This window comes from Natrinema pallidum (assembly GCF_005890195.1).
Classification (GTDB): domain Archaea; phylum Halobacteriota; class Halobacteria; order Halobacteriales; family Natrialbaceae; genus Natrinema; species Natrinema pallidum.
Genome location: NZ_CP040637.1, coordinates 2,062,307 through 2,076,120, shown reverse-complemented (window position 1 = coordinate 2,076,120; position 13,814 = coordinate 2,062,307). Strand labels below are relative to the sequence as shown.

Below are 13,814 nucleotides of genomic sequence, written 5' to 3'. Positions count from 1 at the left end.
ATGGCCGAGCGTTGGCTCGGTGACATCGATCAAGATCAAAATCGCACTTGGATAAATCGGTCGTGCTCGGCGTCTATAGTAGCAACTGAAACGATTTACACACTGATCGCAACGCCGTCGTGCGATCAGGTGTGCATTGACTTTCAGTTGCTACTATAGGTCTCCGTATCGGACACTGGTGCTCCTCCTGTACGCCATTGCTGACGTGCTGTCTGTTATACTCCGGCTATTCGACGCGGAGAGTCATCCGGAGATTAACGGGCGAGCGGCAGCGCCGCTCGGTCGCCGGTGATGGGAGATCGGTGCCAAGATCAGATACTGAATGCATATAGCGTAATATCATATATCCGTTCCATAACACACCAACCTCGCGGGTGTAACGGCCGGCCGGGGGAGACCGCGAAACCGGGGGCTGCCACACGCTGTCCGGACTCGAGTCGGGTTTCCCCGAGCCTGATCGGGGACGGCGAGTGACTGTCAATAATCCCTATCGTTTTGGTCAGGGATACCGAACGAACGGCCGTTCGATGGGGGAGACGTATTACGACGTTCTCGACGTCGATCCGGACGCCAGCCAGGACGAAATTAGCGCCGCGTATCGTGAACGTGTCCTCGAGACGCATCCGGATCACTCCGACGACCCCGACGCATCCGAGCGGTTCCAGCGGGTGATGACCGCGAAATCGGTGCTCATGGACGAGACGGAGCGCGCGCGGTACGACCGCCTCGGCCACGAGGCGTACGTCGACCTCGGCGACGGAGCGGCCACCGACGACTCGAGCGACGCGTCCGCGCGGTCGGCCGCGGCCTCGAGCCGAACGAATGGCGGGCGGACGTCGACCGGGCGCGAGACGGGGGCGACTGGAGGGCAGACGACGAACGGGAGGGGAACGGCCGAGTCAGATACGGCCAGCGGACGGACGACCGCGAACGGCCGGCGGACGAGCGAGCGAACCGACACCGAGGACACTGACGGAACGAAGAGCCACCACGCGCGACAGCGGTCCAAGCGCCGCCGGCAACGAGCGAAACGGCAAGCGGCGGCCGGCTGGTCGTTCGACGGGACCGAGACGGCGCGTTCGAGCGCCGAAACGGCCACATCCTCGGGGGCCACGTCGGACGCGACGACGGATGCGACGGACACAGCGGACCCCGAGGAGACCACGTACTCCGTCCACGACTGGAACGACGAGGTCGACCTCGAGTGGGACGGGCCGAGGATCGATCAGACTGCAGTCATCTCGCTCGGCACCGCTGCGCTCCTCTATCCGCTCTTCGTCGCCGCGAGTCTGACGCCGCTGTTTTCGCTCCCGGTCAACGCGGTCGTCGCCGCCTGTACGCTCGCACTGATCGGCTATCTACTGACGATGCCGCGGATCGCGGCCGTGACGTTCGGGGTCTGGAGCGTGCTCTTTCCCGTCGGCATCGTCCGCTTCGAATCGGTCGAACTCCTCTCGCTGTTCGGCCTGCTGGCGCTGGCCTTCGCCTGGATTCCGCTCGGATACGCGGGTGCACTCTGGTGGGTCCTGCGGCCCTGAACTCAGTCGCGGTCGGACTCGAACCCGTCGAGCGCGTCCTCGACTCGCGTCTCGAGTGCATCGCGTCGTCGGTGACTCGCCGCCGAATCGAATTCGACCGCAAGTACCTGTGTCCCCGCGCGCTCGAGGGACCGTCGGTAGGCGTCCGCAAACGCCGGGGGCGCGACGCGATCGAACTCGAGACCGTATGCGTCGGCGAGCGCGTCGAACCCGACGCCGTGGGGAGTTTTGAACTGGTCGGTGAACGGTGGATCGAACGCCTCGATGGGGAGTTCGTGGAAGATGCCGCCGCCATCGTTGTCGAGGAGGACGATCGTGGCGTCGACATCGCACCGATCGACCGCAAGCAGCCCGTTCGAATCGTGATAGAACGCTAAGTCGCCGGTCACGAGCACCAGCGGCTCGTCGGTCGTGCTGCCGGCACCGAGCGCCGTGCTGGCGATCCCGTCGATCCCGCTCGCGCCGCGATTCGCGAGCATCGTCACGGCGGCGGTCCGCGGCCGGGCGAACCGGTCGGCGTCCCGGATCGGCATGCTGTTCGAGACGAAGACCGTCGCCGGGTCCGGCGCGTTCGAGACCACCGACGCGAGGATCGCACCCTCGAACGGGGCGGACTCGAGTGCGTCAGGGGTCAGCGCCGCGTCGCGGATCGCCCAGTGGCGGCGCTCGGCCGCGTCGAACCGGGCCCGCCACGCGTCGTCGGATCCCGCCTCTGCGGCCGTCACCGTCTCGAGCAGTTCGTCGACGACGGTCCCGTGATCGGCCGCGAGCAGATCGGTCGCGGTAAAGGTCGCCTCGCGCCAAGCGCCTGCGGGATCGACGAGGAACTGTCGAGCGTCGGCGTCCCGCAGCCAGTTGCGGAGCGGTTTCGACGTGGGGGACGCACCGAACCGGAGCACGACATCCGGCGACGGCAACTCGGGGACGTAGGTATCGTAGCCGCCGTAGATCGTTCGCGAGTCGTCGTCACCGTCGTCCGCTCCGCCGACGTGGGGGCCGAATCGGAGTCCCGAGAGCGGGTCCGCGAGGACCGGCGCGCCGAGTCGGTCCGCGAGGTCGGCGACGGCCGCGGGCTCGAGATCCGCGAGCGTCGCCGGATCGGCGGGGCCGGCGACGATCAGCGGTCGGTCGGCGGCCGTGAGCGCGTTTTGGAGTCGACGATGATCGTCGTCCGCGAGCGTCCGCGTTCCGCCGCCGGTATCGACGAAGGGGCCGTCACGTCCCCGTCCGGCCGTCGTCTGGACAAAGGAGTCGGGCACGTCGCCCGGCACCGCGATCGGCTCGAGGGGCTTCCGGAACGGACAGTTCAGGTGGACTGGACCGGGCTCGACGCCGAGGGTCTCCGAAAGCGCCCGCGCGGCGGTCGTCCGGAGGCTCCGGACCTTCCGTTCGTCGGCTTCGGGTTCCGGAAGCTCGGCGTACCAGCGGACGGCGTCGCCGTAGAGCTTGGTCTGGTCGACCGTCTGGTTCGCACCGCTGTCGCGGAGTTCGGGCGGCCGGTCCGCCGTCAATATGAGCAACGGTACTCGCGCCTGAGCCGCCTCGATCACGGCGGGGTGGAAGTTCGCGGCTGCCGTTCCGGAGGTACAGACCAGCGCCGTCGGCTCGCCGGTCCGGCGGGCGCGTCCGAGCGCGAAGTAGGCCGCCGAGCGCTCGTCTAACTGCGAGTAAACATCGATTTCGGGATGCTCGGCGAACGCAACCGTCAGCGGTGTCGAGCGGCTCCCGGGGGCGATACAGACGGCATCGAGGCCCCCCTTCGCGAATTCGTCGGCGAGGATGCGACCCCACAGGGTCGCGCGGTTCGGTGCGGACATCGGAGTCAGGTACTACTGTAGTTCATCGAGGATCGGACGGTACTTCAACTGTACTTCGTCCCACTCTTCGTCGGGGTCGCTATCGCCGACGATGCCGTTCCCGGCGAAGAGCGTCACCGTTCCGTCGGCCGCGATGCCGGACCGAATAGCGACCGCGAACTCGCCGTCGCCGTCGGCGTCGAACCACCCCACCGGCGAAGCGTACCAGCCCCGCTCGAACGTCTCCGTGTCCCGGATCGTCTCCCAGGCCACGTCGGGTGGGACGCCGCCGACCGCGGGCGTCGGATGCAACGCCTCGACGATCTCGAGGACGTGGCGGTCGCCCGACAGCGTCGCTTCGATCGGCGTCTGGAGGTGTTGAATCGTTGCCAGTCGCCGGATCGTCTGATCGCTCACGGTGAGATCGCGCGCGAGCGGGGCGAGTTGCTTTCGGATCGCGTCGACGACGAGCCCGTGTTCGTGCTGGAACTTCTCGTCGGCTCGCATGCGGTCGACGTACTCCTCGTCTTCGGCCGGCGTCTCCCCGCGGGGCACCGACCCGGCGAGCGCTTCCGTCTCGACGCGCTGGCCGCGTTTCGAAACCAGGCGTTCGGGCGGCGCACCGAAGAACGTGCCGCCGATATCGTGGCTCACCAGAAACCGGTAACAGTTCGGATACCGTCGACGCAGGCGCTCGAGGGTCGCGGGAACGTCGACTGGCCCCTCGAGCGTCACCGAAAGGGCCTGCGCGAGGACGGCTTTCGTCAAGCGGCCGTCGGCGATCCGCTCGAGCACTGCCTCGACCTGGCTGGTCCACGTGGCGGGGGAAGTCGTGCGCCGCGTCGCGGCGACGCCGGGCGTCGACCCGCTCGGTCGCATCGCCGGCAGCGCCGTCAGGCGCTCGTGCCAGCGCTCGAGTCGGTCGTCGACGTTGTCGCTGCGATTTCCGACCGCGGTCAGCCACGTCCCGTCGTCGGTCCTGGCGACAAGCACCTGCGGGACGACGAAGGAGGCGGCGTCGAACCCGGTCCAAGGCGGGGCCGGCTCGTGGCCGTCGTGAAACGAGACGCCGCCGAAGGCTCGCGGGCGGGCCGCTTCGGGGCCGTCGTGGACGAGCCCGTCGAAGGCGCGGCTCGCCTGTGTTCGCACACGGTCGAACCGGTCGGGACCGGCGGCGGTGAAGCGAGCGGCGACGCCGCGACCGACGAGTTCGAGACCGCCGGGCGTAGCCCACTGGACGCGTGACTCGGCGCTCCCGTCGAGAATCGCACTGAAAGAAACACCCTCGAGTTCGCGACTCCGGCTGACGAGGTCATCGGCACCGTCAACCGACGCCGTGTCACCCGTCAGTCGGCCATCGCCCAACGATCGATCCATCGACCGCACGTCAGGACCGCCCGGCCTTCAGCCTAACTATTCGCCGACCGGAACGGGCACGCTAACTGTACCGCTCCTCCTGCCACGGGTCCGCCGTCTGCGAGTAGCCCCGCCGCTCCCAGTAGCCACGTTGGGGCTCGGTGAGGAACTCGATCCCATCGACCCACTTCGCACCCTTGTAGGCGTACCGGTGTGGCGTGACGACGCGGAGCGGTCCGCCGTGATCCTCGGGGAGCGGGTCGCCGTCGAACGCCCAGGTAAAGAGGACCTCCTCGCGCATGCAGTCCTCGAGTGGCAGATCCGTCGTGTAGTCATCAAGCGCGGAGAACATGACGTGGACGGCGTCGTCGTGGACGCCGGCTCGTTCGGCGAGTTCGGGGAAGGGGACGCCGGTGAACTCGCAGTCGAACTTGCTCCAACCGGTCACACAATGGAAGTCCTGGCGCTGGGTGACGCTTGGCAGGTCCCGGAACTCGTCCCACGAGACGGACAGTTCCTCGTCGACTGCGCCGGTGACGGTGAACTCCCACGTGTCGGGGTCCCAGTCGGGCGTCCCACTCTTCGAGAGGACGGGAAACGCACTGGTTTCGCGCTGTCCCGGCGGCAGCCGCTCGTCACCGAACTCCTGATAGAGATCCGTCACGTCCGTTACATCCATACTCGTGGGTACGTCCCGAAAGACGTAGATGTGACGCCTCGTCGTCGGTCGCCGACCGCCGGGCGACTGGGCACGTTCGCATCCGCGATACAGGACGGCCGGAGCCATCGATCGCCCGCACACACAAGCAGTCCGCGAGAAACACCCGATTGACACTCGGGGACGGGGGTCGAAACTGACTGTAACGGTCACGAAGCGAGGGACAACTCGAGTGTTTCCCGCGAAACCCTCGCCACCACTTAGTACGGTCTCGGCGAGAGATAGCGATGCATGGCAAGCACAGAACAGTTCACGGAGCGGGAGATGTCCGGACAGACAACGGCGGAAGTCGGTGAACAGGCGATGGGGCCCGCGTTCGTCGCGTCGGCGGCGTCGGTCGGCCTCGCGCTGTACTATTATTTCATTCAGGGCGAACGCGAACTCGGAACGTTCGTCGGCCTGTGGCCCCCGACGATCCTCGCGTTCGCGAGCTACTTCAACCAGCGGCGGATGCGCAAACAGCTGCAGACGCTGACCCAGCCCGGAACGAAACTGCGGGACGCGATCGACTCGGTAATGGGTGGCAGTTGAATCGGCCCGCGGACCTCACCCACGCGGTCCCTGCAGCGGCGTTGCACCGCGAGAGACGCCATCGATCCGACCGCGACCGGGCTCCGTCTCGTCGGTATTGGCTCCCCGTCAAACCTAAATACCCCCTCGCCGAAAGCCGAATCAGATGCCGAAAGTAGAGATCACCATACCGGAACATCTCGAGATGCAGATCGCCCAGATGGTCGAACGCGGCGAGTTCGTCAACCGCGAGGAGGCGATCGAGGACCTCCTTTCGACGGGCATCAAGGCCTACAAGACCAGTGGACCCTCCGACGAAGAGGAGGGAGCAACCGGCGGCACCGGCTTCGAAGACGACGGCATGATGGGCCACGACGACGAATACGTCTTCTAGCTTAGACGCCGACTGCGAGCAACGGTATTCCGAACGCGATCGCCGAGCCGACTAGTGCGACGAGTATCCCGATCAGGACGGCTCGCGCCGAGTACTCGCTCATCGGCGCGGTCGTTCGGTCGGCGACGAGGTCGTGGCCGACGGCCGCTCCCGTGTCCTGTTCTGCCGACTGCTCCGCGTCGTCTGACATACGTGCGTGTTGCCGGGTCGAGACCTTAAAGACATCTCTCTCGCCGGCGCACGACCGCAGCGCTCGAGCGACCACAGCCACTCACTCGCTTTTTCTGAGCCCGCGTCAAATCAATCAGCAAGTATTTACCGATTGGTTACGTATCGGCGGGCCGAATGCCCTCCGCGCCCCTCTCTCGCCGCCGGTTGCTGACTGCCACCGGTGGCTTCTCCATGGCAGTCGCCGGCTGTGCCGGAACCGGGAGCAACGGCTCGACCACCGGGACCGGCGACGATAATCCTACCGTCGACTCGTCCCACGCGTACGAGACGATGGCAGTGCAGGCCGAACGTACGTCCCTGATCGTGTATCCGAACGCTGACGCCGCCGAAGCCGCTGCGGACGATCGGAGCGCGCGACTTCACCGGTCGTTCGTCGTCACCGACGCCGACGACGCCGCGGCGCTGCGGTTCGCCGACATCGCCGACACGGCCGCCGTCCGATCGTTCGTCGCGGCCACCGACTTCGATGCGGCATCCGTCCTCGTCGACCAGCAGTCGATCGACGACTGCTACCGGCGACGGCTGCTCGGCGTCCGTGCGACCGACGAGACCATCCACACGAGCTATTGTCTGGCACTGAAGGCACCGACGACAGCCTGCGAAGCCGAGACGACCGTACTGGACGCGACGCTCGTCCGCATTCATCGCCCCTACGGGGGCCACCCCCCGGCACGGCGCAGTAGCCAGCACCGGTCCTGCTCGGGGAGCGGTCCCACCGACGAAGCGGCGGCCGGCGAGGGAACGCTCGACGAGACGGCGACCACGTCCCAAGCGACGGACGACCGAACCGAGACGAGCGAGGCGATCGGCCGATGACCGGACGCCGTGGCCGCCACCGACGGCAGTTCCTCGCGGGACTCGCCGCGATCGGCGGCGTGACCGTCGCCGGCTGCAACGGGCTCCCCTGGAGCGACGACACCGGACCGACGTTCACCGCGGCCGACGCCGCCACCGTCGTCACCGACCCGGCACCGCCGATCGAGTGGCCGGTCCCGGTCGTCCCCGCGGCCAGCGCCGTCGGCGAAGGCCTCGAGCGCGTCGACACCCTGCTCGCCGGCGTTCCGGACCCGCTCGACGCCGAGACGGTGCCCAACGGCGTCGTTAGGGAGGCGATCCGCGACGGCCGGGCCAGCGCCCGCGAGCACCGGGCCGAAGCCGCCGCTGCGACCGAGGACTCGGCAACCGGGAACGACCGGTACCACGGGCTGCACGCGACCCGCGACGCGAGGGAGAGCGCCCGGTCGGCGACGGCGACGTTCGCCGCGATCGACGACGACCGGCTGGTCGAAACCGTCCGCGACGAACGCCGCGAGGTTCGCTCGATCGCCCGCGACCAACTCGAGTCGGTCGCGTATCGGGGCAGCGAGGATCGGCTGCTCCGCTCGGCGCTGTTGTACGCGCGTCTCGAATCGGACCTCGAGCGCGTCACGACCCGCCTCGGCGATCGGCACTGGGACATCGGTCCCGATTCCACCGTCGTCGACATCGGAACCGGTGCTGGCACGGTCGAGTTCGGCGCGGCGACGACGGCGGTCTGGGACCATCTCGACGAGCGCCACCGCGATCGGCTCGCCGAGCCGGCGGACGTGACGGCGGTTTTCGACGCCGCACTCGAGGCGTCGGCCGAGCGCGTCGATACCGCCGCCCTTCCAGTCCGGCGGGACGCTCGGGACTGGCTCGACGACGTCGACGCGGACCTCGACGATCACCTCGAGCAGGTGCTCTGGCGGGCAATCAACCCGGTCTCGAGCGCGAAATACGGCCTGCGAACGGCGATCGACAGCGAGCAGTTGGGACGCGGCCTCCACGAGGCTGTCCGGTTCGAACAGCGGTATCGGGCCCTCGAGCGCGTCCGCGACGGTCTCGAAGCCGGAACGATCGCTGTCCCCGAAACGGTCGACGAGATCCGCACGGTACGAACGGCCGCGGTCGACGCGGCCGCGTCGGCGCGAGAGTCGCTCACCGATCCCTCGCTCGGGACATCTGTCCTCGCGGAGACGCTGCGATCGCTCGAGTGGACCGACGATCGAGTGCGACAAGCCGCGGACAACGACGCCGAGACCGTCGTCTCGCTCATCGACGAATACAGCGAGTATACGCGTCTGCGGGCGCAGTTCGAAGTGCTGCCGGACGCCGTCGCGGCGTTCCGTACGCGCCTCCGGGAGGCCTAAGGAGCCGTACAGACCCGAACCGAATCCGGCGTCGCGGGTTCTACGGGCGAATCTCGCCGACCGCCCGATCCAGACCCCTTTACTACCCCCGGTCCGAAGGAACGGGTACGAATCACATGGTACTGACCAAGCGAGTCATCCCGTGTATCGACGTCGATCTCGACGAGGACGGGAACCCGGCGGTCTACACCGGCGTCAACTTCGAGGACCTGCAATACACCGGCGACCCGGTCGAGATGGCCAAAGCCTACAACGAGTCCGGCGCGGACGAGTTCGTCTTCCTCGACATCACCGCCTCCGCGGAGGGCCGCGAGACGATGCTCGACGTCGTCGAGCGCGTCGCCGACGAGGTCTTCATCCCGCTTACCGTGGGCGGCGGCATCCGCACCACCGCGGATATCAAGGAAACGTTGCGAGCCGGCGCGGACAAGGTCTCGATCACCACCGGCGCGCTCGAGCGGCCCGAACTGATCACCGAGGGCGCGCGCGCGTTCGGCAACCAGTGTATCGTCATCAGCGTCGATGCCAGACGGCGGTTCGACGAGGACGGCGAACACTACGTCGAGATCGACGGCGAGTCCTGCTGGTTCGAGTGCACGAAAAAAGGGGGCCGTGAGGGGACCGGCATCGACGTCCTCGAGTGGGCCGCCGAAGCCGAATCCCGCGGCGCGGGCGAGCTCTTCGTCAACTCGATCGACAAGGACGGGACGAAAGACGGCTACGACCTGGCGCTGACGGAAGCGGTCTGTGACACCGTCGACACGCCGGTCATCGCCTCCTCGGGCTGTGGCGGTCCCGAAGACATGTACGACGTGTTCACCGAGGCGGGTGCCGACGCCGGCCTCGCGGCCTCGATTTTCCACTTCGACGAGTACTCCATCGCGGAGACGAAGGCCTACCTCGACGAGCACGGCGTTCCCGTCCGGATTTGAGAGTCCGTCGCCAGGGATCGGTTGCGACACGCGGTCTGCGGCGTACACAATATACGACCCACATCATATAGAATAGACTTAACTTTTATTCCTTATTTTTTCGTATCGATCAGTTTCGACCGAACCACCCGATTCGAATGTAGTATTTGAATTAATGGATATTGTTTTTTCTCCTTTTATTTCCACTGATAGGTTGCAAGTCTGTTGGGTGGATTCCCCCCAACTACCATGCCATTCATCAACAATATCACTCAGAACCAAGTGAACCGTCGTTTCCTTGGGTTGTAGATCGATGTTTTCAGGTATGTTAAGACTAGTAGTTATGAGCAGTTCTACACGTTCATTATCCGTCAAAAGTTCTGGTATAAATATCGTCTGTGTAACTTCCGATGAAATCCCGTTCCATACTGAACTTGATTTAAGATGTCGGTGGATCGTCTCGGTTTCGTCATTTTCCCTGATTGTACTACAACCACTCAAACTAAGAAGGGGAATACACACTCCTGTTTTTAAGAAACTTCGTCGATCCATTTTTGATTCTTAGTTTTACGTTCTGACATAGAATTGTTCCATATATAACCATTGTGTTTTAGTCAGTTTGCTATCCAATTCCCCACCCCAGTATTCACTGTTGATTTGAATTTCGTTTCACTAATAGGAGCTATGACGGGGACCGATCATCCGTCAATAGTATACTCGTTTCAAGCTACTCGCGGACGCTCTCCCGACTGCCTCCCTACGAAGTTTTGTCTGGCTGTGTTACCATACGTGAACACCACAGAAGTTGTATACCGTCGTGTGGCTCGGAAACAGTGGCTTCCAACGACTATTCTACGCGGTACCGATGGTGTCCGAGCTTCCAGTATCCTTATACGCTCGCGGTCGTGCTTTTCTACCAGTGAAGTGGCGGTGTGCGCGGTGTGGCAAACCGCACGCGAATGACGATCCACCCTGTGACGCCTGCGGCCACAACAGCTTCGAGAAGGCGATCGTTCGCGTCGACGAGGAACGCGACTCGGGGGCCGGGAGCGGTGGCACACCCGACGGTAATCGCGACCCCATCCCGTCCGGAACCGTCGAAACCGGCCCGGAATACGTCTGGGCCTGTTCGAACTGCGGCCGCGAGCACGTCCGGAATACCCCGCCCTGTTCGCGCTGTGGCAATCCGGACCTCGAGCGGGTCGAGCGGACCTACGAGGGACTCGAGCGGGACCTCGACACGCCGAGTTGGTTCGAGGTCGCAAAGCCCTACCTCCCGATCTTCGTCGTCATTGGCATCGTCGTCGCCCTGTTCGTGACGGGGATCGTCCCGCCGTCGGTGTTGCCGGGGATCGGCCAACCATCACCGCCGGATGCGCCCGGGGACGGGGCCGAGTCGGGAGGGCTCGATCTCGAGGCCACGGAGGGAGCGATTCACGACCGACTCGAGGCGGAGCGGGAGACAGCCGAGAGTCGGACGTACGACAGCGGTCTTGCGGCCTACGCGGAGTACCAGAACCGTCGGCTCGTCGAGCGCGAGTTCGGGGACTCCGATCCCGAGAGCGTCGACGCCAGCAGGTTCGATCACGCGTGTGGCGATGCGATCCCCCAGGAGGGACCGATCATCATTACGGGTGTTTCGGCCGCGGACTACACCGACGAGGCGGCCCTCGCCGACGCGATCGTCGCGGACTCCCTCTCGCGGTACGGCGACGCGATGCGAACCGGGTTCGACGCGGAGGGAGTCGACGTTCACGTCGCCCCGAACGGGGACATCTACGCCTTTTACGCGACGTGCTGACGAGTGGCGCGGCGGCCAGCATCCCCGTGGTTCGACGTGATCGAACCGCCGCTGTCGGTGACGGAGAGGGAACTCGATTCGAACAAAAACGAGCGCCGAAATCGAATCGTGCGATCGGTTCTCTACCGGCTGCGTTTCAGACGGCCGCCTCGAACGCGTCCCGGAACGACATGGCCTTCTCGCGAACGGTCACGGCTCCGTCCTCGAGACACTCGAGGGGATCGGCATCGGCCTCGGTCTTGATGGTCAGGATGGGTTCGGTCTGACCACCCGACTGTTCGGGGTTGACGTCGTAGGTCGCTGCACTCACGTCGTCGTGCTCGAGCAGTGCGCCTTTGAGCACGTTCATGAAGGTGTGGTCCTCGCCGGCGATTTCGATCGAGAGTTCGTTCTCGGTGCTCTCGGTGACCCGCAGTTCCATGTCATCCAGTCGGGTCGTCGGCTGCTTGTACCTTTCGAAGCCGCCGCTCGCGCGTTCGCTGAAGGCAAATCACTATACGCCCCCGTTCGAACCACGGGACATGCTCTCGCTTGCGGCCCTGCTGTCGGTCCTCGTCGCCGCGGCGCTGGTGGGGTCGATCGCCGTCGTGCGGCGGGTCCATCGGCCGGCGCGGCGCTGGCGTGACGTGCTCCAGTCACGATTCGTCTACGGCGTCCCGTGGGGGTCGCTCGTGGTCATCGCGTTCGTGGTCTGTGTCTATCTCTTCGTACAGGACGGGCTCACGAACGTCGACGAGCCGGTGACGATCCCCTACCGGACCTGGTCGTACTTCTATCCGCTCGGGATGGTCACGGCGGCGTTTTCCCACGCCGGCCCCGGCCACCTCATCGGGAACCTGGCCGGGACGGCCGTCGTCGCCCCGCTCACCGAGTTCATCTGGGGACATTATCCAACCGAACGCGACCCGGGTCGGGCCGACGCCTGGTATGCCGCCCCTCGAGTGCGGGCGTTCGTGGTCTTTCCGCTGGCCGTCATCGCCGTCGGCCTGGTCACGAGCCTGTTCGCGCTCGGTCCCGTGATCGGCTTCTCCGGCGTCGTTTTCGCCTTCGCCGGCTTCGCGATCGTCCACTATCCGATCGTCACGATCGTGGGCACTCTCGGCGTCCAGAGCGTACTCTTGCGACTCTTCTACGCGCTCAGGGAGCCGATCAGCGTCTACACCGCCCAGCCGCAGCCGCCCACCGCCCCGTCGTGGGCCGGGATCGCCATTCAGGGCCACGCCCTGGGGCTCTTTTTGGGCTTCGTTCTCGGCATCGCGCTCCTCGAGCATCGGGGGAAGCGCCCGAATCCGGTGCACCTCTGGCTCGCGATCCTTATTTTCGGGTTCACGAAACGGCTGTGGGCGATCTACTGGTTCGGCGGCGAGAACACGTACGTCCTCTATCAGGGGCCGGGCATCGCCGTCGTGTCGGTGCTTGCACTGGTCGTCACGCTCTCGATGACAGCGTCGGAACGACCGCTAGTCCCGCGGCGACTCGAGGGGCTACTCACGCGGTCGGAGCGGCCGACACTCGGATCGGACGGCCGCGAGCGGCCGTCGGTCGATCGAGTGCTCGAACTGGTCGGGACCGATCGCGGCGACGGGGCCGTCACCGCACGCGTCGACCGCGTTCGAGAGATCGCGGCCGGAACCCGAACGCGAGCCCGCGACTCGGGTTCGCTGTTCGGCTGCAGCCGCAAACGGACCGCCGTGCTGGCGGTCATGGTCGTTCTCGCAGTCCTCGCCGGGATCGCCCTCCCCGCCAATTTCCTCGTCGTCGACGAGGCTTCCGCGTCTTCGGAGTCGGCCGTCGAGATCGGGGATTACACGATCGAGTACGCCGAAGGCGTCCAGAACGCGCTCGTCAGCGGCATCGGTATCGAGGCACTCGAGAGCGACGCGGGTCTCGAGTCGAGCGGGGTGATCGTCTCGAGCGACGAACGGGAACTCTGGCTCGAGGCGGTCAGCGCCCGCCGACTCTCCGTTACGGGCGAGGAAACGGTGTACGTCGGCGGCCCCGGCTGGCGCGAAGCGGTTCACGTCGAACGCACCGGCTGGGACCCGGTCGGCAACGACACCGTCTACCAGGTCCGACTGGGAGAGGGTGACGCGACCGAGCTCGCGTACGAATCGAACGGGTCGCGAGCCACGGCGCGAATCGCCGATCGGAACGTGACGATCGACTCCGACGACGGGACGTTCGTCCTCGAGGTTACAGCGGCCGAGACCGGCGCGGTCGCGACGACGACGGTGCCGGCTGCAAACGAGACAACGGCGGCGGGCGGGCTCACGTTCGACCGGGAAGACGAGTCGATCTACGCAGCCGCCGACGGAACGCGAGTCGCGATCGCGAGCGAAGAGACGTACGGCGCGGTCGGGTAATCGCGGTCCCGTCGCAGGCTATTCT

General features: G+C 65.7%; 13 protein-coding genes. 8 read left to right on the top strand and 5 right to left on the bottom strand.

The annotated features are described in order from the left end of the window. Positions 1-527: 527 nt before the first annotated feature. Positions 528-1,538 carry a J domain-containing protein gene (locus FGF80_RS10385; RefSeq protein ID WP_138653840.1) on the top strand — a complete coding sequence of 337 codons (1,011 nt, stop codon included), beginning with the start codon at positions 528-530 and terminating at the stop codon, positions 1,536-1,538. Between the two features lie 2 nt (positions 1,539-1,540). Here the strand turns inward: FGF80_RS10385 and menD are convergent, their stop codons facing one another. The 3 genes from menD to FGF80_RS10370 form a co-directional block, all read right to left on the bottom strand. Continuing rightward, on the bottom strand, positions 1,541-3,355 hold the full coding sequence (menD, locus tag FGF80_RS10380) for a 2-succinyl-5-enolpyruvyl-6-hydroxy-3-cyclohexene-1-carboxylic-acid synthase (RefSeq protein ID WP_138653838.1): 1,815 nt from the start codon (positions 3,353-3,355) through the stop codon (positions 1,541-1,543). A 12-nt stretch (positions 3,356-3,367) separates the two neighbouring features. Beyond that, complete coding sequence (locus tag FGF80_RS10375) at positions 3,368-4,711, bottom strand: isochorismate synthase (protein WP_138653836.1); 1,344 nt, start codon at positions 4,709-4,711, stop codon at positions 3,368-3,370. A gap of 61 nt (positions 4,712-4,772) precedes the next feature. Next, positions 4,773-5,369, bottom strand: coding sequence for a sulfite oxidase-like oxidoreductase (locus tag FGF80_RS10370; protein WP_138653834.1), 597 nt, complete (start codon positions 5,367-5,369; stop codon positions 4,773-4,775). Between the two features lie 270 nt (positions 5,370-5,639). Here FGF80_RS10370 and FGF80_RS10365 point away from each other — a divergent pair, with 270 nt between their 5' ends. Then, entirely contained in the window at positions 5,640-5,939 is a 300-nt protein-coding gene (locus FGF80_RS10365; protein ID WP_006184070.1) for a hypothetical protein, read from the top strand. A gap of 145 nt (positions 5,940-6,084) precedes the next feature. Beyond that, entirely contained in the window at positions 6,085-6,312 is a 228-nt protein-coding gene (locus FGF80_RS10360) for a ribbon-helix-helix domain-containing protein (protein ID WP_006184071.1), read from the top strand. Position 6,313: 1 nt separating this feature from the next. On the opposite strand, the gene FGF80_RS10355 is transcribed toward FGF80_RS10360, so the two are convergent. After that, on the bottom strand, positions 6,314-6,502 hold the full coding sequence (locus FGF80_RS10355; RefSeq protein WP_006184072.1) for a DUF7550 family protein: 189 nt from the start codon (positions 6,500-6,502) through the stop codon (positions 6,314-6,316). A gap of 155 nt (positions 6,503-6,657) precedes the next feature. Here FGF80_RS10355 and FGF80_RS10350 point away from each other — a divergent pair, with 155 nt between their 5' ends. The 4 genes from FGF80_RS10350 (at position 6,658) to FGF80_RS10335 (ending at position 11,426) form a co-directional block, all read left to right on the top strand. After that, complete coding sequence (locus tag FGF80_RS10350) at positions 6,658-7,359, top strand: hypothetical protein (RefSeq protein ID WP_238705275.1); 702 nt, start codon at positions 6,658-6,660, stop codon at positions 7,357-7,359. After that, positions 7,356-8,714 carry a hypothetical protein gene (locus FGF80_RS10345; RefSeq protein WP_138653832.1) on the top strand — a complete coding sequence of 453 codons (1,359 nt, stop codon included), beginning with the start codon at positions 7,356-7,358 and terminating at the stop codon, positions 8,712-8,714. Before FGF80_RS10350 ends, FGF80_RS10345 begins: the two co-directional genes overlap by 4 nt. A 116-nt stretch (positions 8,715-8,830) precedes the next feature. Continuing rightward, on the top strand, positions 8,831-9,646 hold the full coding sequence (hisF, locus tag FGF80_RS10340; RefSeq protein ID WP_006184075.1) for an imidazole glycerol phosphate synthase subunit HisF: 816 nt from the start codon (positions 8,831-8,833) through the stop codon (positions 9,644-9,646). A gap of 898 nt (positions 9,647-10,544) precedes the next feature. Then, a complete protein-coding gene (locus FGF80_RS10335; protein ID WP_138653830.1) occupies positions 10,545-11,426 on the top strand; it encodes a hypothetical protein in 882 nt (293 codons plus the stop codon). A gap of 136 nt (positions 11,427-11,562) precedes the next feature. Here FGF80_RS10335 and FGF80_RS10330 read toward each other — a convergent pair whose 3' ends face one another. After that, positions 11,563-11,847, bottom strand: coding sequence for a DNA-directed RNA polymerase subunit L (locus FGF80_RS10330; protein ID WP_006184079.1), 285 nt, complete (start codon positions 11,845-11,847; stop codon positions 11,563-11,565). A gap of 100 nt (positions 11,848-11,947) precedes the next feature. On the opposite strand from FGF80_RS10330, the gene FGF80_RS10325 reads away from it, so the two are divergent. Further along, the gene (locus FGF80_RS10325; RefSeq protein ID WP_138655513.1) at positions 11,948-13,789 is read left to right on the top strand and encodes a rhomboid family intramembrane serine protease; all 1,842 of its coding nucleotides are present in this window, start codon (positions 11,948-11,950) and stop codon (positions 13,787-13,789) included. Positions 13,790-13,814 lie beyond the last annotated feature (25 nt).

Excerpts from the sequence above, each read along its gene's own strand:
- menD (WP_138653838.1), bottom strand. The coding sequence starts at position 3,355 with ATGTCCGCACCGAACCGCGCGACCCTGTGGGGTCGCATCCTCGCCGAC.
- FGF80_RS10365 (WP_006184070.1), top strand. The coding sequence starts at position 5,640 with ATGGCAAGCACAGAACAGTTCACGGAGCGGGAGATGTCCGGACAGACA.
- hisF (WP_006184075.1), top strand. The coding sequence starts at position 8,831 with ATGGTACTGACCAAGCGAGTCATCCCGTGTATCGACGTCGATCTCGAC.
- FGF80_RS10330 (WP_006184079.1), bottom strand. The coding sequence starts at position 11,847 with ATGGAACTGCGGGTCACCGAGAGCACCGAGAACGAACTCTCGATCGAA.
- FGF80_RS10385 (WP_138653840.1), top strand. The coding sequence starts at position 528 with ATGGGGGAGACGTATTACGACGTTCTCGACGTCGATCCGGACGCCAGC.
- FGF80_RS10370 (WP_138653834.1), bottom strand. The coding sequence starts at position 5,369 with ATGGATGTAACGGACGTGACGGATCTCTATCAGGAGTTCGGTGACGAG.
- FGF80_RS10345 (WP_138653832.1), top strand. The coding sequence starts at position 7,356 with ATGACCGGACGCCGTGGCCGCCACCGACGGCAGTTCCTCGCGGGACTC.
- FGF80_RS10350 (WP_238705275.1), top strand. The coding sequence starts at position 6,658 with ATGCCCTCCGCGCCCCTCTCTCGCCGCCGGTTGCTGACTGCCACCGGT.
- FGF80_RS10375 (WP_138653836.1), bottom strand. The coding sequence starts at position 4,711 with ATGGATCGATCGTTGGGCGATGGCCGACTGACGGGTGACACGGCGTCG.
- FGF80_RS10355 (WP_006184072.1), bottom strand. The coding sequence starts at position 6,502 with ATGTCAGACGACGCGGAGCAGTCGGCAGAACAGGACACGGGAGCGGCC.
- FGF80_RS10360 (WP_006184071.1), top strand. The coding sequence starts at position 6,085 with ATGCCGAAAGTAGAGATCACCATACCGGAACATCTCGAGATGCAGATC.
- FGF80_RS10325 (WP_138655513.1), top strand. The coding sequence starts at position 11,948 with ATGCTCTCGCTTGCGGCCCTGCTGTCGGTCCTCGTCGCCGCGGCGCTG.